We start from the raw sequence: 18,873 nt of genomic DNA, 5'->3' as shown, positions 1-18,873 counted from the left end.
ATGATCATAAAACTTCTATATAACAGTGTAATTGTATTGGCATTATTTTTAAGTAATTGTAGTGCTAATAATGATGATGTGTTATCGAATGATGATAAGGATAGTGGGGATGTAGTGGTTGAAGAAGATGAAACACCAGAAAAAGATTACAATTTGCCTAATATAGATTTAAGTAATTGGAAAGTAACTTTACCTATTGGTAACCCAACAGAAGTTTCTCCACCAGAGATTCTAGATTATGGAACCAATGAAACCTTAAAACCATTCATGTATAATGATTCTATTAAAGGAGCTTTAGTGTTTTATACTTATCCAAGTAGTACCACTGCTAATACTTCTTATTCTAGAACTGAATTAAGAGAACAAATAAAAGCAGGAGATAATTCTGTAAACTGGACTTTTTCACAAGGAGGAATTATGACAGGTGAGTTGGCTATGGCCGAGATAAGTAAAGATAAAAATGGAGATTATCATAGAACCATTATCATGCAGATTCATGGAAGGTTAACAAATGCTCAACGTGATTTAATTGGTCAAAAAGATAATAACGCACCACCAATGTTAAAAATATACTGGCATAAAGGGTATATTAGAGTAAAAACTAAAGTATTAAAAGATTTAAATGCATCTGATGAGGAAATTTTACATACAGATGCGTGGGGTGATGATGAAGGATATAATTTTCCAGAATACGTAGGTTTTGATAAATTTAAATTACAAGTAAAAATATCAGAAGGTAGAATGGAAATAATCATGAATAATACCTCAAAAGTTTATAATGATATCCATATTCAAAAATGGGGGATTTTTGAAAACTATTTTAAAGCTGGTAACTACCTGAGTACTACCGATAGTGGAGCAAGTGCTAAAGTTGAATATTATCAGTTAAATGTTACACATTAAAAGAACTAATTTTTATATATTTACTACATGAAAATTGGTTAACCAATTTAATTAAAACTATGTTCCTATGAAGTTAGAGTTATTGTCAAAAGGAGAGCAAACAAGTCAGAATGAAATTATATCTAAATTACGAGATTTAATTATTCTTAAAAATCTTGAACCAGGAGATAAGATGCCATCTGAGAGAATGTTATCTGAAAAGTTTGAAGTAAGTAGAAGTAATGTTAGAGAAGCAATACAGCTACTTGAGTTTTACGGATTACTAAAATCAAAACCACAAAGTGGAACCTTTGTTGCAGATATTGGACAAATAGCCATGAACGGAATGATTGACGATATTTTGAGGTTGGAAGATCCTGACTTTAAATCGTTAGTAGAAACAAGGATCATGTTTGAGTTAAAAACGGTTAGTTTAGCTGCTGAGAGAAGAACAGAGGAGCATTTAAAATTAATGGAAAAAGCTTTAGATGCTTATAAGAAAAAAGTAATCAACGGAGAAAAAGCAGTTCAAGAAGATTTGTTATTCCATTTAGCTATTGCGCAAGCAAGTGGAAACAGTACCATGAATAAACTCATGTTGATGATTACTCCTAATATTATTACAAACTTTGAAAAATATCATGTTTGTGATGCTGGGATGTCTCAGAGAGGAATTGTAGAGCACGAAGCTATATACGAAGCAATAAAAGAACAAAATGTAGATAAAGCAAGAGAGAAGATGAAAGTACACTTTAGTGCTCTTTATCAATATTGCTATAACGCAAAAAAATAATCAACATCAATCAAGTAAAAATGCACGGTTTTACTTGATTAAAAAAACTGAAGGGATAAAATATTTAAAGTATTATACTTAGAACTATACACAGAATTTCTGTATTTCCATTTTAGATCTATATATAGTATTACAACAGGAATAAGAACTCTTATATTCTTGTTGAGGGGAATCTTTTGTCTTTATTTTAAAAAACAAAATATTATTAATGCACTGTAAATTATAGGGTTATGAAAGTTAAAGGATTAAGATGGTGGGTAATTATGCTAATTTGTTTAGCAACGGTCATCAATTACATTGATAGAACGGCATTTGGAGTAATGTGGCCAGAAATGGGAAAAGATTTAGGACTTGATGAGTCCGATTATGCAGTGATGCTAAACATTTTTATGGTTACTTATGCCTTAGGTAAGTTTTTATCAGGAAAATTATATGACGAAATAGGAACTAGACTTGGTTTTGTTGTTTCTATTGTAGTGTGGTCTTTATCATCTGTACTACACGCTTTTGCAGGAGGATTAGCAAGTTTAACCATTTTTAGAGCCTTTTTAGGACTTGGAGAGGCAGGTAACTGGCCTGGAGCTGTTAAGAGTAACGGAGAGTGGTTTCCTGTAAAACAACGTGCCATTGCACAAGGAATTTTTAATGCAGGAGCATCTTTAGGAAGTGTAATAGCGCCTGTATTAATCGCTTATTTATACAGTCACTTTGGATGGAGAACAACTTTTATCATTATTGGTGCTATAGGTTTGTTATGGGTAATTCCTTGGTTGTTTGTTAACAAATCAAACCCAGAAGTGCATCCTTGGATTACTGACGAAGAAAGAGCGTTGATTTTAAAAGATAGAATTGTAACTGTAGAAGAGCCTGGAAAAAAAGAAAAAGGTTTGTCTGTAGTACAAATTTTAAGTCACAAAGAGTCTTGGGGAGTTTTAACAGCAAGATTATTTATAGAGCCTATATGGTGGCTGTTTGTAGGATGGATGCCGTTGTACTTAAATTCAAAATTTGGATTTAGTATTGAAGAAATTGGAGCAACCATTTGGATCTCTTATTTAGGAGGAATGGCAGGAAGTATTATTGGTGGTTGGTATAGTGGTAAATTAATGGAAACTAAATCTGTTGATGTTGCTCGTAAAACAACCATTACTATTGGTGGAGCATTAATCTTTTTAGGATTATTAGGAATTATCTTTTTAGTAAACGAAAACAATCCTATGACATTTATATACATCGTGTCAGTAGTATTATTTGGATTTCAATTTGCTATTGGAAACATTCAAACCATTTCAAGTGATTTATTCAGTGGTAAATCTGTAGGAACCTTAGCTGGTTTAGCAGGAACTGTTGCAGCAATATCTGTAATTATTATGAATACACTAATCCCGTTAATTGCTTCAGTATCATATACACCAGCATTTATTGTTATTGCAATTTTAGCACCAATGGCTGTAGCATCAATTTACGTATTAATTAAAAAAATAGAACCAGTAAAATTAACATAAACATTTAAACGATATTAAGATGAAAGTAGAAGAAAAAATAGCAGTAATCACAGGAGCAACAGGAGGAATAGGATTTCAAGTAGCAAAAAAATTAGGAGAAGACGGATATACAGTAATATTAAACGGTATTGAAGATGAAGCTGGAGCTAAAAGAGTTGCAGAATTAAAAGAAGAAGGAATTTCAGCAGAGTATTATGGTTTTGATGTAACAAACGATGAAGCTGTTACAGAAAACATCAAAGCTATTGGAGAAAAATATGGTAGAATTGATGTACTTGTAAATAATGCAGGAGGTTTAGGTGGTAGATCTAGATTTGAAGAAATGACTACTGAGTTTTATAGATTTGTAATGGCTTTAAACCTTGATTCAACATTTTTTGCTTCAAGAGCAGCGATTCCTTACCTTAAAAAGGGAGAGAATGCTTCAATTATCAATTATACATCAAATGCAGGTTGGAATGCCGGAGGACCAGGAGCTGGGATTTATGGAACTTCTAAAGCAGGAGTACACGCAATTACAAGAGCATTGGCTAAAGATTTAGCGGAATATGGTATACGTGTTAATGCGGTGTCTCCAGGTACTATTGATACTCCATTTCACGCACAAATAAAATCAACCAAACCAGAAGTATTTGCTTCTTGGAAAAACAATATTTTGTTAGGAAGATTAGGTCAACCAGAAGAAGTAGCTTCTGTAGTATCCTTTTTGGCAAGTGATGCAGCTTCTTTTATCACTGCCGAAACCATCCAAATTGGAGGAGGACAAGCTTTAGGAATTTAAAATTAAATAGCGATTTTAGAAATGAATCGTTAAAAGAATCTCTTTAAAAAAAAGTACAGTTTGATAAGTTTACTGTTTTTAATGGAGAGGTAATAAATTAATAGGGGATTGTCTTTTAGTTAGCCTATTATAATTAAGTTTTCTAGTTTAAAAGCCGAAGAGAAATCTTCGGCTTTTTTTATGCTAAAAGGATTAAGAGAATTCTTTCATAAAAGCTTCTGCTTTTTCTACCATATTAATGCTTCCACAAATAAAAGGAACTCTTTGGTGTAATTCTGTTGGATTAATATCTAAAATTCTAGTGTAACCATCACTTGCTTTTCCTTTTGCTTGTTCTGCAATAAAGGCCATTGGGTTACATTCGTATAACAAACGTAGTTTTCCATTAGGGTTTTTGGTGCTTTTAGGATACATATAAATTCCTCCTTTAATCATATTTCTATGAAAATCAGAAGCTAAAGACCCAATGTATCTACTAGTATAAGGTCTGTCTTCTTCTATTTGTTGACAGTATTTGATGTATTTTTTTATCCCTTCTGGAAATTCTAAATAATTTCCTTCGTTTACAGAGTAAATATTCCCGTCTTTAGGAAACTCCATGTCTGGATGTGATAAATAAAAAGTACCAATAGCTGGGTTTAGTGTAAATCCGTTTACTCCATGACCAGTTGTGTAAACAAGCATGGTTGAAGTTCCGTAAATAATATAACCAGCCGCAACTTGGTGTTTACCAGCTTGAAGAAAATCTTCTTTGGTTACAGGTGTTCCAATTGGAGTAATTCTTCTGTAAACTGAAAAGATAGTTCCTACGGAAACATTAACATCAATGTTAGAAGAACCGTCTAAAGGATCAATTAAAACCACATATTTATTTTGATGGTTCTTGTCTTTACTATTAACAATGATAAAATCATCTTCTTCTTCGCTAGTAATTCCACAAACAATATTTCTATTGATCATAGCTTGTATAAACTTATCGTTAGCATATACATCTAATTTTTGTTGACTTTCACCTTGCACATTTACATCACCTGCTGCTCCGGTAATATCTACCAAACCAGCTTTGTTAACTTCGTGGTTTACTACTTTTGCGGCAAGTCTAATAGAGTTGATTAAGCTAGATAATTCACCAGTTGAATACTTAAAAGCGTGTTGATTTTCATTGATAAATTCTCCTAAAGTTTTGTGTTGATAAGACATTTATAGTTTGATTTTATTAGTTGCTGTAAATATCATACTTTTTTTGCTTTACTACAACGATTTCGTAGCATGTTTTCCCTTGTTTTTAAGCAGATTATCGATTTTTAAATTTTCTTGTTTTTTATGTTTAAATAGATAAAAATGAACCATAGTAATATTTAAATAATTTAGTTGATTTTTAATAGTTTATCATAAAAAAAAAAGGGCTAGAGAATAATTCTCTAGCCCTTTTGTTAAAAAACATTTTAGGTTTTATAAACTATAACTTTTTTTATTAAAATAGTTAAAGTTATCACCTTCTTTAATTTGTTTAACGCTTTCAAAAATTAATTTAATTACGTTTTCTACATCATTTCTATGTACCATTTCTACAGTAGTGTGCATATAACGCAATGGTAAAGAAATTAAAGCAGAAGGAACTCCGCCATTACTATAAGCAAAAGCATCTGTATCTGTTCCTGTAGCTCTAGATGAAGCATGACGTTGGAAAGGAATCTCGTTTTTTTCTGCAGTTTCTATAATTAATTCTCTAACGTTGTGTTGAATGGCAGGAGCGTAAGAAATTACAGGTCCAGCACCAATTTTACTATCTCCTTCAGATTTTTTATCAATCATTGGAGTAGTGGTGTCATGGCAAACATCAGTCACAATAGCAACATTTGGTTTTATGGTTTGGGTAATCATTTCTGCTCCGCGTAAACCAATTTCTTCTTGTACAGAGTTGGTAACGTATAAACCAAAAGGTAAATCAATATTGTTTTCTTTAATTAAACGTGCTACCTCGGCAATCATAAATCCACCCATACGGTTGTCTAAAGCTCTACAAACAAATTTGTTTCCGTTTAAAACTTCAAAAGTATCAGGATAGGTAATTACACAACCAACGTGCACACCTAAGGCTAATACTTCATCTTTGGTTTCGCAACCAACATCAATGGTAATGTTTTCAATTTTTGGTGTATCTTCTTCTTTACCTTTTAGTCTAGTATGGATTGCTGGCCAACCAAAAACACCTTTTACTATTCCTTTTTTGGTATGGATGTTTACTTTTTTTGAAGGAGCAATAATATGATCGCTTCCACCATTTCTAATAACATGAATTAATCCGTTATCAGTAATGTAGTTTACGTACCATGAAATTTCATCAGCATGTCCTTCTATTACAACTTTGTATTTTGCTTTTGGGTTAATAACTCCTACAGCAGAACCATATGCATCAGTAATAAACTCATCTACATAAGGCTTTAAATAATCCATCCAAATTTTTTGCCCGTTACTTTCGTATCCAGTAGGAGCAGCATTGTTTAAATATTCTTCTAAAAAGTTTAATGACTTTTCTGTTAAAATGGTCTGTTCACTCATCGTATATCGATTTTTTATCCAATCAAAAGTACTATTTTGATTTTAGATATTATGCATGTTGATTCTTGTTTTTAAGCAGGTTAATTATGTATTTTTGGTGTTGATGAAATTAAGAATACAAATATCGTTACCTTTTGTTTTTATGTTGATTTCTCTAGTGTTACAAGCTCAAGACAAAGAGTGGATACACTTAGGGAAACAGTATGAAGATGGATATCTTATTACCAATCCTCATCAAGAAATTCATTTGGATACCATTGTGTTGTTTCCAAAACCAAAATTTACCAACAACTACGATAGGCGATACTATGCGTGGTTTAGAAAAAAAACATATAAAGCATATCCTTATGCAGTTTTGGCTAAAGAAAAATTAGATAGTTTAAATGCTAGTATTGATGAAATTGAGTCTTCTAGAAAACGAAGAAGATATATAAAAGACAAGCAAAAACTTTTTGAGGAACAATTTGCAGAGGATGTTAAAAAATTAACTAGAACAGAAGGTCGTATTTTGATTAAGTTGATTCATAGGTTAACGGGAGAAACGGTAAACGAACACATTCAAGATAAAAGAGGAAAGTTTAAAGCGTTTTGGTATAGATTTTCTGCAAGTTTTTTTAAGATTGATTTGGATTTAGAATATCATCCAGAAAATGTGATGGAAGATTATATGATTGAAAATATTTTACAACAAGCATTTTTGTATGGTCAATTAGAACGACATCCATCGGTTTTAATGAGCGGAAAACTTCCTTTACCAGTGAGAGAAATTCATATAGAAAAAAAGAAATAACTTTAAAACAACATTCTTTTTTTAATAAGCAAAAAAATATTACTTTGCCAACCATCAAAAAAAGAGTACAATCATGGTAAAAGAAAAATTTCAGTTAGAGTTTCCTATACACGCATCGCCATCGATGTTGTATCAGTATTTTGCAACTCCTTCTGGGTTAGGAGAATGGTTTGCAGATAATGTAAACTCTAGAGGTGAATTGTTTACCTTTATATGGGATGGTTCAGAAGAACAAGCAAAATTGTTAGCTTCTAAAACGGATGATAGAGCAAAATTTCATTGGGTAGAAGATGAAGATGACAATGCTTACTTTGAATTTAAAATTCAAGTAGATGCTTTAACTAAAGACGTGTCTTTAATTATTACTGATTTTGCTGAAGAAGACGAAATAGACGAAGCAAAAATGTTGTGGGAAAACCAAATTTCCGAACTAAAACACATTATTGGAGCATAATAAAATAGCACCAATTGTATGAAAGCTTTGATGATAATCAAGGCTTTTTTTATGTAAATTTGCCAAAAATTAAATGGGTCATGATCAATTTTAATGGAAACATTGTTTCCGAAAACAACAATCAAATCAATTTTAACAACAGAGCGTTTAAATATGGAGATGCTTTGTTCGAAACTATTAAAATAAAAGATGAGGCAGTTGTTTTTTGCGAAGATCATTATTTTAGATTAATGGCCTCTATGCGTATGTTACGTATGGAAATTCCGATGGAATTTACTTTAGAGTTTTTTGAAGCAGAAATATTAAAGACTATTAATGCGAATTCTGGAGATGAAAACAGAGTAAAGTTTACTGTGTTTAGAGATGCGGAAGGATTATATGCTCCATCAAATCACAAAACATCTTATGTAATTGAAGCTAAAAAAGTGGAGATTGTTGTAAAAGAGGATTATGTAGTAGATTTGTACAAGGATTTTATGATCAATCCTAATTTGTTATCTACAGTTAAAACAAACAATAAAATCACCAATGTTTTGGCTGGGATTTATGCTCAAGATAACGAGTTTGATAATTGTGTGTTGTTAAATACAAATAAAAATGTGGTTGAATTTACCAACGGAAATATTTTTTTGGTAAAAGGAAATGTAATTACAACTCCTCCATTATCTGATGGTTGTGTTAAAGGGGTGATGAGAAAAAATATTATTGATGTTTTAGGAAAAAACACAGATTTTGAAGTTGAAGAAGCTTCTATTTCTCCGTTTGCTATTCAAAAAGCAGATGAGGTGTTTTTGACTAATGTGATTGTAGGAATTCAACCGGTAACCAAATACAGAAAAAAGACTTTTAGTACAAAAGTAGTTAGTGAAATAACAAAGTTGATGGCTAATTTAGGTTAGGATCTATAGGTGCATTGGCCCATATTTGGTATTTTCCGCCAAGTTCCATTAAATTTTCTTTCCATAAATTTCTATTGTGGGTGCTAAAAATGTTTTGGTAATCATTTTCTCTTACTAGCCAAGAGTCTCGTTCCCATTCATAATTTAATTGGCCTTGTCCCCATCCGGAGTAGCCTAAGAAAAACCGTATATCTTCGTTATTTACTAAGCCTTCATTTAGTAATCTAGACAATTCACTAAAGTCTCCTCCCCAATAAATACCTTCAGTTACTTTTATACTGTTAGATAGTAGGTTAGGGATTTTATGAATAAAATATAAATTGTCTTGTTCTACAGGGCCACCTTGGTATACTTTAAAATCACACTTAATTTCTGGAATTAAATCGTTTAAACTATATTCCAAAGGTTTATTCATTATAAAACCTATAGAGCTAGACTTTGTGTGCTCTGTAAGCAAAATAATGGAGCGATTGAAAGAAAGGTCTCCTAAAATAGAAGGCTCTGCAATCAATAATCTTCCTTTTGAGGGTTTTAAAAGGGGCATAACAATAGCTTTTTAATAAATCTAAGAAAAAAAATGCATAAAAAAAACTCCTTTGTAAAAAGGAGTTTTTAAATACTATAAATTGTTATTAGTTTACAGCGTCTGATAATCCAGCACCTGGCTTAAACTTAACAACGTTTTTCGCTGCAATTTTAATAGTTGCTCCAGTTTGAGGGTTTCTACCATCTCTAGCAGGTCTTTTTGATACTGACCAAGTTCCCCATCCGATTAATGAAACTTTTCCTCCATCTTTTAAAGTAGAAGTTACATTGTTTGTTACTGATTCTAAAGCTGCTTTAGCTGCTGTTTTAGAAATTCCTGCATCCGTTGCAATTGCGTCGATTAAATCTGATTTGTTCATAACTGAATATTTTATTTTAAATTAAATAAGTTTATACATAAACAAATATATAAGGAATTATAGCTTGTGCAAGTGTTCAGCCCTTAAAAACACTGAATTGTTAATAACTTTTTGTTTTTGTTGATAAAGATGGTTTAAAATTGTTGTTTTATGTGTAGTGTTAGTGTTTACAGCATGTTTGCGTTGTCCGAAAAAGTATAACCATTTAATAGACTAGCAGCGTCCATTAGCTTTTTACCCGCTAACTTTAATTGGTTGATTTTAATGTATCCATTTAAAGTAGCTACTTTGATATTTTTTTTATCGGTAACAATGCTTCCTGGTTGTAGTTGGTGGGGTTCTTCAATAATTTCACAGCCATAAATTTTAACACTAATTTCTTGATCGTCGTTTTTTAATGTAGTCCATGCAGCTGGGTATGGATTTAAACCTCTAATATGATTGTGAATTTTATCACTTGTTTGGTTCCAATTTATTTTACAAGTATCGGTGTGGATTTTATAAGCCAACTTATCGCTATGTGCTGCTTGTTTTTGGGTTTTAACATCTCCTTTTTCAATCAATTCTAATGTCTCTACAACCAAATCGCTTCCTAAATGCATCAACTTATCATGTAGTTCGCCAACAGTTTCGTTTGGAGCAATATTAGTTTTGTTTTGTAATATGATTTCACCAGTATCAATTTTATCATCTAAAAAGAAAGTAGAAGTACCTGTTTCTGTTTCTCCATTAATGATGGCCCAGTTAATAGGAGCGGCTCCTCTATAGTCTGGTAATAAAGAAGCGTGTAAATTAAAAGTTCCGTATTCTGGTAAACTCCAAACAGATTGTGGTAACATTCTAAAAGCTACAACAATTTGTAAATTAGGTTTTAAGGCTTCTAGTTCTGCTTGAAATTCAGGAGCTTTTAAATTGGTAGGTTGCAACACAGTTAATCCTTTTTCTACAGCGTATTGTTTTACTGCAGATTGTTGAATTTTTCTACCTCTACCAGCTTGTTTGTCTGGGGCGGTAATCACTCCTACTACATTGTAATTTTCTTGTAAAACTTTATCTAAAATGGTCACCGCAAAATCTGGTGTTCCCATAAATACAATTCTTAATTTACTCATATCAATTGATAATATTGTTGGTTCTGTTGGATGTAATTTTCGTTTAACAAATACTTTAACACTTCTTTTAAGCTTATGGAGTTAATTTTTAAAGCAATCATTAACTCATTAAAAGTATGTGGTTTGTTTTTTAATAAAACAAGAGCGTTTTGACCGATGTTTGTGATGCTGATGTTTTTTGTGTTTTCTAGACAAATATCGCAAATACCACAGTTTTCTGTAGTCTCCTCATTAAAGTAATTTAAAATAAGTTGATTTCTACAAGTACTTTGGTTTTTAAAATAAGCCAAAGTTTTTTCGCTCTTTTCAAGATCTATGTGATTAAGAGTAACCAAATCTTTTTTGATTACATTAATAGTTTGCTTGTCTTCTCTAGGAACTAAAAACTGTAGACTGTGATTGTTTTGCTTTTTTTCGTAGTCAATTAGTTGAATATCTTTTAAATAAGATAGTTTTTTGTGGATATCAGAAATTGAAATTTCGGTTTTACTTGATAAACGCGGAATGTTTAGCTTTTTTGGTAATTCAAAAATACCAGTATAATTCCTTAAGATGGTTTCAATTAATGTTTGATAACTATGGTGATGGTCGCAAAAATTTAAAAGTTGCTGACTGCTACAAATTACTTTTATATAGGTGCTACTTTCATATAATTCCTGATAATTTAAAATCCTATAATTATCTAATCGCCTAAGTGCTTTGCTAGTTTTGTTTGTGTTAAGATTGTATTTAAGGCAAAAAGCATCAATATCAAAATCAAAAGCTTGTTCAATCATTTCGCCATAAGCAATTTGAAAGTGTTGATTTAATTTTTGATAAACATTTAAAACATCTTCAAAAGTAAGTTCGTTTTGAGTACTTAAATTCTGAAATTTTTTAAAATCATTTTGCGATAAAATAACGCAAGAAAACGCTTTTTGTTCATCTCTACCAGCTCTACCAGCTTCTTGAGTGTAACCTTCTAAACTTGATGGTATTTCTAAGTGAATGACAAGTTTTACGTTGCTTTTGTCAATTCCCATTCCAAAAGCACTTGTGGCTACCATAATATTTTGTTGCTCGGTGTTCCAAGCATGAAAGTTTTTTTCTTTCTCTTTATTGGTTAAACCGGCATGAAAATAAGTGCTTTTAAATCCTTGTTGTTGCAATCTGCTAGCAAGTTCCATTACAGCTAATCTATTTTGCAAATAGATAATGGTAACAATATTTCTTTTGCCTAAAATTTTACAGAGTAAATCAAATTTTTGAGGGGTTTCATAAATTTGATAAGCAAGGTTTTTTCTATCAAAAGAACCTATGTGTTTTTTTACTTCTTTTAATTGAAGTAAATCAATTATTTGTTCTTGAGTTTTAACAGTAGCGGTTGCAGTAACAGCTAAAAACGGGATGTTTGGCAACAGTTCTCTTAACAAAGAAATTTTTAAATAAGCAGGTCTAAAATCGTGCCCCCATTGAGAAATACAATGTGCCTCATCTACTGCTATAAAAGAAATATTTAATTGTTTTAATTTTTCCTGAATGATGGGTTGATTTAATCGTTCAGGAGATAAATACAAAAGTTTTATTTTTTTTATCCTAATGTTATCAAACAAACGAATAATATCATCTGTGTTGGACTTGCTTGGAATCGTCATTGCTTCGATTCCTTTTTGTTTTAAAGACTCAACTTGATCGTTAATCAAAGCAATCAATGGAGAAATTACCACACAAGTTCCCTCTAACAGTAAAGCAGGTATTTGGTAACAAATAGATTTTCCTCCTCCTGTGGGTAAAATAGCAAAAGTATCGTGCTGCTGTAAAATGTCTTGAATAATACCTTCCTGTAATGGTCTAAAAGAGCTGTGATTCCAATATTTTTGGAGCAGTTCTTTTAGTTGATCAGGAGAAGTGTTAAGCATGGCATTTTTTTAATATAAACTTAAGTCTTTCTTTTGGAGTTCCTTTAGGGACTACAATAATATTCTGATGCGTTTTTTTGTATTCTTCTACAATTTCTTTGTGAATAGCTAAAGCCTCTTCATAGGTTTCAAATCTTTCTGCATCATTGGTATAAATTTGTTCCCAAGGCGGAAAAATAAAAACGGTGTCGTAAATGTATTTTTTGTTAGATTGCTTAAAAGTTTCTTCTACCGGAGTGTGAATACTATTTAAGTAAGCAGTAATATCTGGCATCCCTCTATCAAAAAAGCAATGAGTTTTTTCGCTATTTGTAGCTTGTTGATATTGAATAATTCTTTTTCCTAATACAATTTTGCTAAACAATATTGGTTGAGATAAGAAAAGCTTTTTAGAGCCCATTCTTTCTGCTTCTTGAATAATTTCTCTTGATACTTCTTCCATGCAAAAGTGACCTTTGGCACGAAGTAGATTTAATACAGTAGTCTTACCGGTACCAGGAGCACCTGTTAGTACTATTTTTTGTGGCATATATTTAAAATAAACTTATTACGAGGGAGTAAAAATAAGAAATAATTATAGTTTTGTAGCCTGATTACTAAGGATAACTATAATATGACCGAAAAAGAAGCGTTTTATAAAGATTTAAAAGAGAAGTTAGAAAATAATACTAAATTCCCTTCGGATTATTTGTATAAATTTATCGTTCCTACATCTAAAAATCAGGTAAAGGAAGTAGAGGCTGTTTTTAATAACACAGGTGCGGTTATTACAACTAAAGCATCTAAAACAGGTAAGTATATAAGTCTTTCTGTAGTGTTAAAAGTTAAAAATGCCGATGAGGTCATTGCTAACTATTATGCTGTTGAAAAAATTGAAGGTTTAATATCATTATAATTATAAGTTAACTTTATGAAAAAATATTTTTTAGGAATTGCAATGTTGTTGATGAGTTTAAATTCATCAGCACAAAAAAAAGACAAGGTTTTATTTAAAATAGACGGAGAACCTACTTATGTTTCGGAATTCAAAAAATTATTTAAACAAAAAGACGCAAACATTTTAGAGAAAGACTTTAGGGAAGATTTACAATTAATGGTAGATTATAAATTAAAGTTAAAAGAAGCCGAAAAAGAAGGCTTAGATACCATTAAATCTATTAAAAATGAGTTGGCAAAATATAAAAGAGATTTAGCAGCTCCTTTTTTAACTGATGATGAAACTTTACAAGATTTATTACAAGAGGCTTATTACAGAACAGAAAATAAAATAAAAGCAAGTCATATTTTAATTGCTTTTAAGGGAAATGATACCATTGAGGCATATAATAAAATTAAAGATATTCAAGCTCAAATTAACAATGGAGTAGATTTTGGAGATTTAGCTATTAAATATTCTGATGATAAAAGTGCCATTCAAAACAGAGGGTCTTTAGGATATTTTACTGCTTTTAGAATGGTTTATCCTTTTGAAGATGCGGCCTACAAAACTCCTGTTGGAGAGGTTTCTGATATTGTAAAATCTCAATTTGGATACCACATTATTAAAGTAGAAGATATTGCTAAATCCGAAGGAAAAGTAAAAGTAGCCCATATTATGGTTGCTGGTTTAGATACCGCAAAGCAATCTAAAATAGATAGTATTTACCAAAAATTACAAGCAGGGGAAAATTTTGAAGATTTAGCTAAAGAATTTTCTGATGATAAAGGAAGTAGTAATTCTGGAGGGGTTTTAAAACCTTTTGAAAAAGGAAGATTACCAATTGAGTTTGAAAAGGTAGCTTTTTCTATGTCAGAACCAAATACATATTCTAAACCTTTTAAAACGCCATATGGTTGGCATGTTGTTAAGTTTATAGAAAAAGAACCAATTCAGCCATTTGAAGAGTTAAAAGAAGAGCTAAAAAAGAAGGTGTTGAATGATGAAAGAGGTAAAAAACCTAAAGAAGTTGCTTTTGCTAAAATGGAGGCAAAATACAATGTAGAGGTAAACAAAGAGGCTTTAAAAGTGTTTGAGTCTAATAAAGTTTACAACATTCCTACCGATAGCTTACAACAAGTTTTGTTTACTATAAATGGGGAGTCGTATTTACAAGATGGATTTGCTAAGTATGTTAAAAACAGAAGAACTAAGCAACCTGTAACTTACTTTGACGACTACAAAAACGAACAATTAAAAGAATATGTAATAGATCATTTAGAAGATCAGAATGAAGACTATAAAGCTATTTTAGATTCTTACAGAAATGGTCTTGAAATTTTTGAATTGATGAAAATACATATTTGGGATGTGCCTAGTAACGAACCAGAGTTGGTAAAGGCTTATTATGAAAAACATATAGAAAACTACCAAGCTAAAGGAGAAAGTTTTGAAGATGTAAAAGGATATGTAGAAAGCGATTATCAAGATAAAGTTCAAAAAGAATGGATGGAATCTTTACGTAACCAAAGTAAAATTAAATACTACAAACGTCAAGTAAAGAAATTAGAGAAGACTTATCAATAATGAAAAAATTATTAGCACTTTTAGGAATAATATCTTTGATGTCTTGCCATCAAGAAACAGCCACATCACCCAATGTTGTGGCTAAAGTGTATAATTTTACATTAACAAAAGAGGAGTTAAAAAACAATTTACCCAAAACAAATTCTATTGTAGATAGTTTAAAAATCACTCAAGAATACATTCAGCGTTGGGCAAAACAAAAGTTACTTTATAAAAATGCCCTTATCAATTTAGACAACACAAAAGAGTTGGATGAGTTGGTAGACAAATACAAAGAAGAATTATATGTAACCTATTATAAAAATGCTTTGGTAAACAAAAAGTTAGACACCTTAGTATTTCAAAAAGAAATAGATAGCTTTTATATTAAAAACAAAGAAAGTTTTAAGTTAAATGAAACTTTAATAAAGTTTAAATACATACATATAGACCCTAACAACAGAAAAAGGTATCACATTAAAAAATTATTCCTTTCGGATGATGTAGATGATAAACTAGAAATATTAAACGATTATTCTGGTTATGATGATTACTTTTTAAAAGATTCTGTTTGGGTTTCTTTAAAAGATGTCTATTTTCAAAAAACAGAATTCCCAATATTGTCTTCTTGGGATTTAAAATCAACAAATAAGTTGATAGAAAAAACAGAGGCAGATAAAAGCGTTTACTATATTTACATTCATGAAATTTTAAATAGTGGAGACCTTGCACCTTTAGAGTATGTAAAGCCAACTATTAAAAATATATTATTACAAAAAAACAAATTAAAGTTCTTTGATCAAATGGAACAAATTTTGATTGATGATGCCGTAAAACAAAAAAAATATGAAGTTCGTTAAAAAACACCACGCCTTATGGTTATGTCTTTTAGGTTTTTACTCAGTAAACGCCCAAGAAAGAATTAAGATTGATGGTGTTGCTGCTGTAATAGGTGAAAACATAATATTAGATTCTGATATTGTAAAATTTAAACAAGAAATAGCCTCTAGAGCAGAAGAAGAAATAAATGTTACCGATTGTGAAATCATGGAAGATGTGATGAGTCAAAAATTATTAGCTCACCATGCGGTAATAGATAGTGTAGTGGTTTCTGATGCCGAAATTTCATCTGGAGTAGAACGTACTTTAGCACACTTTAAATCCCAAATTGGAGATATGGATCAAGTGGTAGAGTTGTATGGTTTTGATGATTTAGATGATTTAAAAGGAGAGCTAACAAGAATACAAAGAGAAAATGCTTTAATCTCTAAAGAAAGAGAAAGCATAGTAGCAGATGTTGTGGTAACTCCTGAAGAGATAAGATATTTTTATAAAGATTTAAAAGACAAAGGAGATTTACCAAATTTTGGAGTAGAAGTAGAGTTGTCTCAAATTACCATCAAAGCAGAACCAACAGAAGCATCTATTCAAGAAACCATAGATCAATTAAATAAAATCAAAAAAGATATTGAGGATGGGTTTAGCATGAGGTTAAAAGCAATTTTATACTCAGAAGATCCAGGAGTTGCACAAAATGGTGGTAAATATACCATTACAAGAGAAAGTCAATTTGTAAAAGAATTTAAAGAAGCCGCTTTTAGTTTAGAAGAAGGTGAAGTTTCAGAACCTTTCAAATCTCAATTTGGATATCATATTTTACAAGTAGAAAAAATAAAAGGTCAACAAAGAGATGTAAGACATATTTTAATTCAACCTAAAATAGACGAAGCTAAATTAAATGCAGCCAAAGAAAAATTAGAATCTGTAAGAGCAGAAATTGTTGCAGGTGATATTTCTTTTGAAGAAGCAGTAACCAAATATTCTGATGACGAAGCAACCAGATTAAACAAAGGGGTTTTAGTAAATGGAAGTACTAACGATTCTAAGTTTGAATTGAATAAAATGGGAGCAGAATTATTTGCTAAAATTGATGGATTAAAAGAAGGAGAGCTTACTTCTGTTTATTTTGAAGAGTCTGATCAAGGAGTAAAGTTGTACAAACTAATGTTAGTTAAAAATAAAATTGATGCTCACCAAGCAGATTTATCTAAAGATTATGTAAAGTTTCAGCAGCTAGCATTGCAAAAAAAGAGACAAGAAACTTTAGAAAAGTGGTACGATACCAAAATAAAAGACACCTATGTAAAGCTGAACGGAAAGTATAAAGATTGTAGTTTTCAAAAACAGTGGATTCACTAAAATATTAAAGCCTTGATTTATTCAAGGCTTTTTTTTTAATTAGCATATGGCAAGAATATTAAAAGATCCTGGAGTAGGATATAAGTCTAACAGAAATGCGCAAAGGCTTATTATTAATGGAAGTTCTAATGTTAAACACATTAACAGAGCGCGTACAATAGATGATTTATATACTTATCTTATAAATATTTCTTGGGGTCTTTTTTTAGCATACGTTTTGTTGGGCTATGTACTTATTAATGCCATTTTTGGATTTGTATATTTGTTGATTGGGGTTCAAGAATTTCAAATTGTTAAAGGGAGTTTGTGGGAAGATTTTATACATCTTTTCTTTTTTAGCGCCCAAACAATTACCACAGTAGGTTATGGTGCTATTGCTCCTAATGGCGTATGGGCAGGAGTAATTTCATCTTTAGAAGCCTTAGTTGGGCTAATGTCTTTTTCTTTTATTACAGGTTTGTTATACGGACGTTTTTCTAAACCCAAAGCCAAAATTAAGTTTTCGGATCATATAGTAGTTCGTGATTTTGAAGATACTAGGGCTTTAATGTTTAGGGTAATGAACAAACGAACAAATATGATGATAGAGCCCGAATTAAACGCAATTATGAGCATTACTGAAAAGAATGAAACAGGAGAGTTTAATAGAGCATTTTATCAACTTAATTTAGAACGTAATAAAATTATGTATTTGCCAACCATGTGGACTTTGGTGCATAAAATGGACAAAGAGAGTCCTTTGTATAAATATTCTAAAGAAGAACTTGAGGCGTTAGAAGTAGAGATTTATATTTTGTTTCAATATCACGAAGAAACGTTTAATCAAAAACTATATCAACTACATTCTTACGACTTTAGTCAGTTAAAAATAGATTACAAATTTGATGTGTCTTATGATTTTGATGAAGATGGATTTACCATTATAGATCACCATAAATTAAACGATATTAAAAAAATATAATTTATTTTAAAGCCAATCTAATCAGTATAAAAGATATCGTAACTAAAATTCCTGCAATAAATACTTTAATAGCTGTATTTTTGTAATAATGTTTGTGTCTTTGTAAGTCCTTTCTATAGCTCCAAACCATAGCAATAGTAAAAGCAATTACAAAAAATATAGCAAAGTAAATTTGTCCAGTAGAAAACATAAAAATTAATTTTCACCAAAATTAACAAACAAATGAAGAATAAAATCAAAGCAGTACAAGAATTTCACACCGCATATAAATTAGGGTATAAAAATGAGCCTATAGCAGCTATTGGTGAAGAAAAAATCAACCTGAGATTTAATTTAATGGATGAGGAAAACAAAGAGTACTTAGAGGCTGCACAAAATGGAGATTTGGTTGAGGTTGCCGATGCTCTTGGTGATATGTTATATATTTTATGTGGAACTATTATTGAACACGGAATGCAACATAAAATTGAAGAAGTTTTTAATGAAATTCAACGAAGCAATATGAGTAAATTAGGAGAAGATGGAGAACCAATTTACAGAGAAGATGGTAAAGTGTTAAAGGGGCCTAATTATTTTAAACCAAATATCGAAAAGATATTAAATAGTTAACGACCATTCCCTTGTAGTAATCAACAAAAGCAACAAAATAT

21 protein-coding genes are annotated in these 18,873 nt (G+C 30.9%); 13 read left to right on the top strand and 8 right to left on the bottom strand.

Annotation, left to right across the window (positions count from 1 at the left end; translation table 11 throughout):
• The 4 genes from AXE80_RS11205 (at position 1) to AXE80_RS11190 (ending at position 3,961) form a co-directional block, all read left to right on the top strand.
• The gene (locus AXE80_RS11205; RefSeq protein ID WP_068827319.1) at positions 1-903 is read left to right on the top strand and encodes a polysaccharide lyase family 7 protein; all 903 of its coding nucleotides are present in this window, start codon (positions 1-3) and stop codon (positions 901-903) included.
• A 67-nt stretch (positions 904-970) separates the two neighbouring features.
• On the top strand, positions 971-1,675 hold the full coding sequence (locus AXE80_RS11200) for a FadR/GntR family transcriptional regulator (protein WP_068827317.1): 705 nt from the start codon (positions 971-973) through the stop codon (positions 1,673-1,675).
• 230 nt (positions 1,676-1,905) lie between these two features.
• Positions 1,906-3,180, top strand: a complete 1,275-nt coding sequence (locus tag AXE80_RS11195) for an MFS transporter (RefSeq protein ID WP_068827316.1) — start codon at positions 1,906-1,908, stop codon at positions 3,178-3,180.
• A gap of 19 nt (positions 3,181-3,199) precedes the next feature.
• Positions 3,200-3,961, top strand: a complete 762-nt coding sequence (locus AXE80_RS11190) for an SDR family NAD(P)-dependent oxidoreductase (protein WP_068827314.1) — start codon at positions 3,200-3,202, stop codon at positions 3,959-3,961.
• Between the two features lie 192 nt (positions 3,962-4,153).
• Here the strand turns inward: AXE80_RS11190 and fbp are convergent, their stop codons facing one another.
• On the bottom strand, positions 4,154-5,161 hold the full coding sequence (gene fbp / locus AXE80_RS11185) for a class 1 fructose-bisphosphatase (RefSeq protein ID WP_068827312.1): 1,008 nt from the start codon (positions 5,159-5,161) through the stop codon (positions 4,154-4,156).
• A 252-nt stretch (positions 5,162-5,413) separates the two neighbouring features.
• Entirely contained in the window at positions 5,414-6,523 is a 1,110-nt protein-coding gene (locus AXE80_RS11180; RefSeq protein WP_068827310.1) for a M42 family metallopeptidase, read from the bottom strand.
• A 103-nt stretch (positions 6,524-6,626) separates the two neighbouring features.
• Between AXE80_RS11180 and AXE80_RS11175 the strand changes: the two genes are divergently transcribed.
• The 3 genes from AXE80_RS11175 (at position 6,627) to AXE80_RS11165 (ending at position 8,666) form a co-directional block, all read left to right on the top strand.
• Positions 6,627-7,313 (top strand): DUF4294 domain-containing protein, encoded by a 687-nt coding sequence (locus AXE80_RS11175; protein ID WP_169816824.1) that lies wholly within the window; start codon positions 6,627-6,629, stop codon positions 7,311-7,313.
• Positions 7,314-7,386: 73 nt separating this feature from the next.
• On the top strand, positions 7,387-7,767 hold the full coding sequence (locus tag AXE80_RS11170) for an START-like domain-containing protein (protein ID WP_068827308.1): 381 nt from the start codon (positions 7,387-7,389) through the stop codon (positions 7,765-7,767).
• An 80-nt stretch (positions 7,768-7,847) separates the two neighbouring features.
• A complete protein-coding gene (locus AXE80_RS11165; protein ID WP_068827306.1) occupies positions 7,848-8,666 on the top strand; it encodes an aminotransferase class IV in 819 nt (272 codons plus the stop codon).
• Here the strand turns inward: AXE80_RS11165 and AXE80_RS11160 are convergent.
• The 5 genes from AXE80_RS11160 to AXE80_RS11140 form a co-directional block, all read right to left on the bottom strand.
• Positions 8,653-9,210, bottom strand: a complete 558-nt coding sequence (locus AXE80_RS11160; protein WP_068827304.1) for a YqgE/AlgH family protein — start codon at positions 9,208-9,210, stop codon at positions 8,653-8,655. The two genes, AXE80_RS11165 and AXE80_RS11160, sit on opposite strands and share 14 nt — an antisense overlap.
• 88 nt (positions 9,211-9,298) lie before the next feature.
• Entirely contained in the window at positions 9,299-9,571 is a 273-nt protein-coding gene (locus AXE80_RS11155; RefSeq protein ID WP_068827301.1) for an HU family DNA-binding protein, read from the bottom strand.
• A 167-nt stretch (positions 9,572-9,738) separates the two neighbouring features.
• Positions 9,739-10,683 carry a methionyl-tRNA formyltransferase gene (gene fmt, locus AXE80_RS11150; protein WP_068827299.1) on the bottom strand — a complete coding sequence of 315 codons (945 nt, stop codon included), beginning with the start codon at positions 10,681-10,683 and terminating at the stop codon, positions 9,739-9,741.
• On the bottom strand, positions 10,680-12,581 hold the full coding sequence (locus AXE80_RS11145) for a RecQ family ATP-dependent DNA helicase (protein WP_068827297.1): 1,902 nt from the start codon (positions 12,579-12,581) through the stop codon (positions 10,680-10,682). The genes fmt and AXE80_RS11145 overlap by 4 nt, the downstream gene beginning before the upstream one ends.
• Positions 12,574-13,110 carry an AAA family ATPase gene (locus tag AXE80_RS11140; protein WP_068827294.1) on the bottom strand — a complete coding sequence of 179 codons (537 nt, stop codon included), beginning with the start codon at positions 13,108-13,110 and terminating at the stop codon, positions 12,574-12,576. Before AXE80_RS11140 ends, AXE80_RS11145 begins: the two co-directional genes overlap by 8 nt.
• An 84-nt stretch (positions 13,111-13,194) precedes the next feature.
• Here AXE80_RS11140 and AXE80_RS11135 point away from each other — a divergent pair, with 84 nt between their 5' ends.
• The 5 genes from AXE80_RS11135 to AXE80_RS11115 are packed head-to-tail and all read left to right on the top strand — an operon-like array spanning position 13,195 to position 18,223.
• Positions 13,195-13,476, top strand: a complete 282-nt coding sequence (locus AXE80_RS11135; protein ID WP_068827292.1) for a DUF493 family protein — start codon at positions 13,195-13,197, stop codon at positions 13,474-13,476.
• Between the two features lie 15 nt (positions 13,477-13,491).
• Complete coding sequence (locus tag AXE80_RS11130; RefSeq protein WP_068827291.1) at positions 13,492-15,084, top strand: peptidylprolyl isomerase; 1,593 nt, start codon at positions 13,492-13,494, stop codon at positions 15,082-15,084.
• Positions 15,084-15,923 (top strand): hypothetical protein, encoded by an 840-nt coding sequence (locus AXE80_RS11125; protein ID WP_068827290.1) that lies wholly within the window; start codon positions 15,084-15,086, stop codon positions 15,921-15,923. The genes AXE80_RS11130 and AXE80_RS11125 overlap by 1 nt, the downstream gene beginning before the upstream one ends.
• Entirely contained in the window at positions 15,910-17,262 is a 1,353-nt protein-coding gene (locus tag AXE80_RS11120; protein ID WP_068827288.1) for a peptidylprolyl isomerase, read from the top strand. Before AXE80_RS11125 ends, AXE80_RS11120 begins: the two co-directional genes overlap by 14 nt.
• Before the next feature lie 46 nt (positions 17,263-17,308).
• The gene (locus tag AXE80_RS11115) at positions 17,309-18,223 is read left to right on the top strand and encodes an ion channel (RefSeq protein ID WP_068827286.1); all 915 of its coding nucleotides are present in this window, start codon (positions 17,309-17,311) and stop codon (positions 18,221-18,223) included.
• 1 nt (position 18,224) lies between these two features.
• On the opposite strand, the gene AXE80_RS11110 is transcribed toward AXE80_RS11115, so the two are convergent.
• Positions 18,225-18,413, bottom strand: a complete 189-nt coding sequence (locus AXE80_RS11110) for a hypothetical protein (RefSeq protein WP_206208123.1) — start codon at positions 18,411-18,413, stop codon at positions 18,225-18,227.
• 32 nt (positions 18,414-18,445) lie between these two features.
• Here AXE80_RS11110 and AXE80_RS11105 point away from each other — a divergent pair, with 32 nt between their 5' ends.
• On the top strand, positions 18,446-18,832 hold the full coding sequence (locus AXE80_RS11105) for a pyrophosphohydrolase domain-containing protein (protein WP_068827276.1): 387 nt from the start codon (positions 18,446-18,448) through the stop codon (positions 18,830-18,832).
• Positions 18,833-18,873 lie beyond the last annotated feature (41 nt).

It is taken from the genome of Wenyingzhuangia fucanilytica, assembly GCF_001697185.1.
GTDB classification, from domain to species: domain Bacteria; phylum Bacteroidota; class Bacteroidia; order Flavobacteriales; family Flavobacteriaceae; genus Wenyingzhuangia; species Wenyingzhuangia fucanilytica.
Note: the sequence above shows the minus strand (reverse complement) of the source record. Positions and strands in the feature narration are given on the sequence as shown.

Coding starts and splice junctions, on each gene's coding strand:
- AXE80_RS11200 (WP_068827317.1), top strand. CDS start 971: ATGAAGTTAGAGTTATTGTCAAAAGGAGAGCAAACAAGTCAGAATGAA.
- AXE80_RS11145 (WP_068827297.1), bottom strand. CDS start 12,581: ATGCTTAACACTTCTCCTGATCAACTAAAAGAACTGCTCCAAAAATAT.
- fmt (WP_068827299.1), bottom strand. CDS start 10,683: ATGAGTAAATTAAGAATTGTATTTATGGGAACACCAGATTTTGCGGTG.
- AXE80_RS11180 (WP_068827310.1), bottom strand. CDS start 6,523: ATGAGTGAACAGACCATTTTAACAGAAAAGTCATTAAACTTTTTAGAA.
- AXE80_RS11170 (WP_068827308.1), top strand. CDS start 7,387: ATGGTAAAAGAAAAATTTCAGTTAGAGTTTCCTATACACGCATCGCCA.
- AXE80_RS11115 (WP_068827286.1), top strand. CDS start 17,309: ATGGCAAGAATATTAAAAGATCCTGGAGTAGGATATAAGTCTAACAGA.
- AXE80_RS11160 (WP_068827304.1), bottom strand. CDS start 9,210: ATGCCCCTTTTAAAACCCTCAAAAGGAAGATTATTGATTGCAGAGCCT.
- AXE80_RS11195 (WP_068827316.1), top strand. CDS start 1,906: ATGAAAGTTAAAGGATTAAGATGGTGGGTAATTATGCTAATTTGTTTA.
- AXE80_RS11110 (WP_206208123.1), bottom strand. CDS start 18,413: ATGTTTTCTACTGGACAAATTTACTTTGCTATATTTTTTGTAATTGCT.
- AXE80_RS11105 (WP_068827276.1), top strand. CDS start 18,446: ATGAAGAATAAAATCAAAGCAGTACAAGAATTTCACACCGCATATAAA.
- AXE80_RS11205 (WP_068827319.1), top strand. CDS start 1: ATGATCATAAAACTTCTATATAACAGTGTAATTGTATTGGCATTATTT.
- AXE80_RS11165 (WP_068827306.1), top strand. CDS start 7,848: ATGATCAATTTTAATGGAAACATTGTTTCCGAAAACAACAATCAAATC.
- AXE80_RS11120 (WP_068827288.1), top strand. CDS start 15,910: ATGAAGTTCGTTAAAAAACACCACGCCTTATGGTTATGTCTTTTAGGT.
- AXE80_RS11190 (WP_068827314.1), top strand. CDS start 3,200: ATGAAAGTAGAAGAAAAAATAGCAGTAATCACAGGAGCAACAGGAGGA.
- AXE80_RS11135 (WP_068827292.1), top strand. CDS start 13,195: ATGACCGAAAAAGAAGCGTTTTATAAAGATTTAAAAGAGAAGTTAGAA.
- AXE80_RS11130 (WP_068827291.1), top strand. CDS start 13,492: ATGAAAAAATATTTTTTAGGAATTGCAATGTTGTTGATGAGTTTAAAT.
- AXE80_RS11155 (WP_068827301.1), bottom strand. CDS start 9,571: ATGAACAAATCAGATTTAATCGACGCAATTGCAACGGATGCAGGAATT.
- fbp (WP_068827312.1), bottom strand. CDS start 5,161: ATGTCTTATCAACACAAAACTTTAGGAGAATTTATCAATGAAAATCAA.
- AXE80_RS11140 (WP_068827294.1), bottom strand. CDS start 13,110: ATGCCACAAAAAATAGTACTAACAGGTGCTCCTGGTACCGGTAAGACT.
- AXE80_RS11175 (WP_169816824.1), top strand. CDS start 6,627: ATGAAATTAAGAATACAAATATCGTTACCTTTTGTTTTTATGTTGATT.
- AXE80_RS11125 (WP_068827290.1), top strand. CDS start 15,084: ATGAAAAAATTATTAGCACTTTTAGGAATAATATCTTTGATGTCTTGC.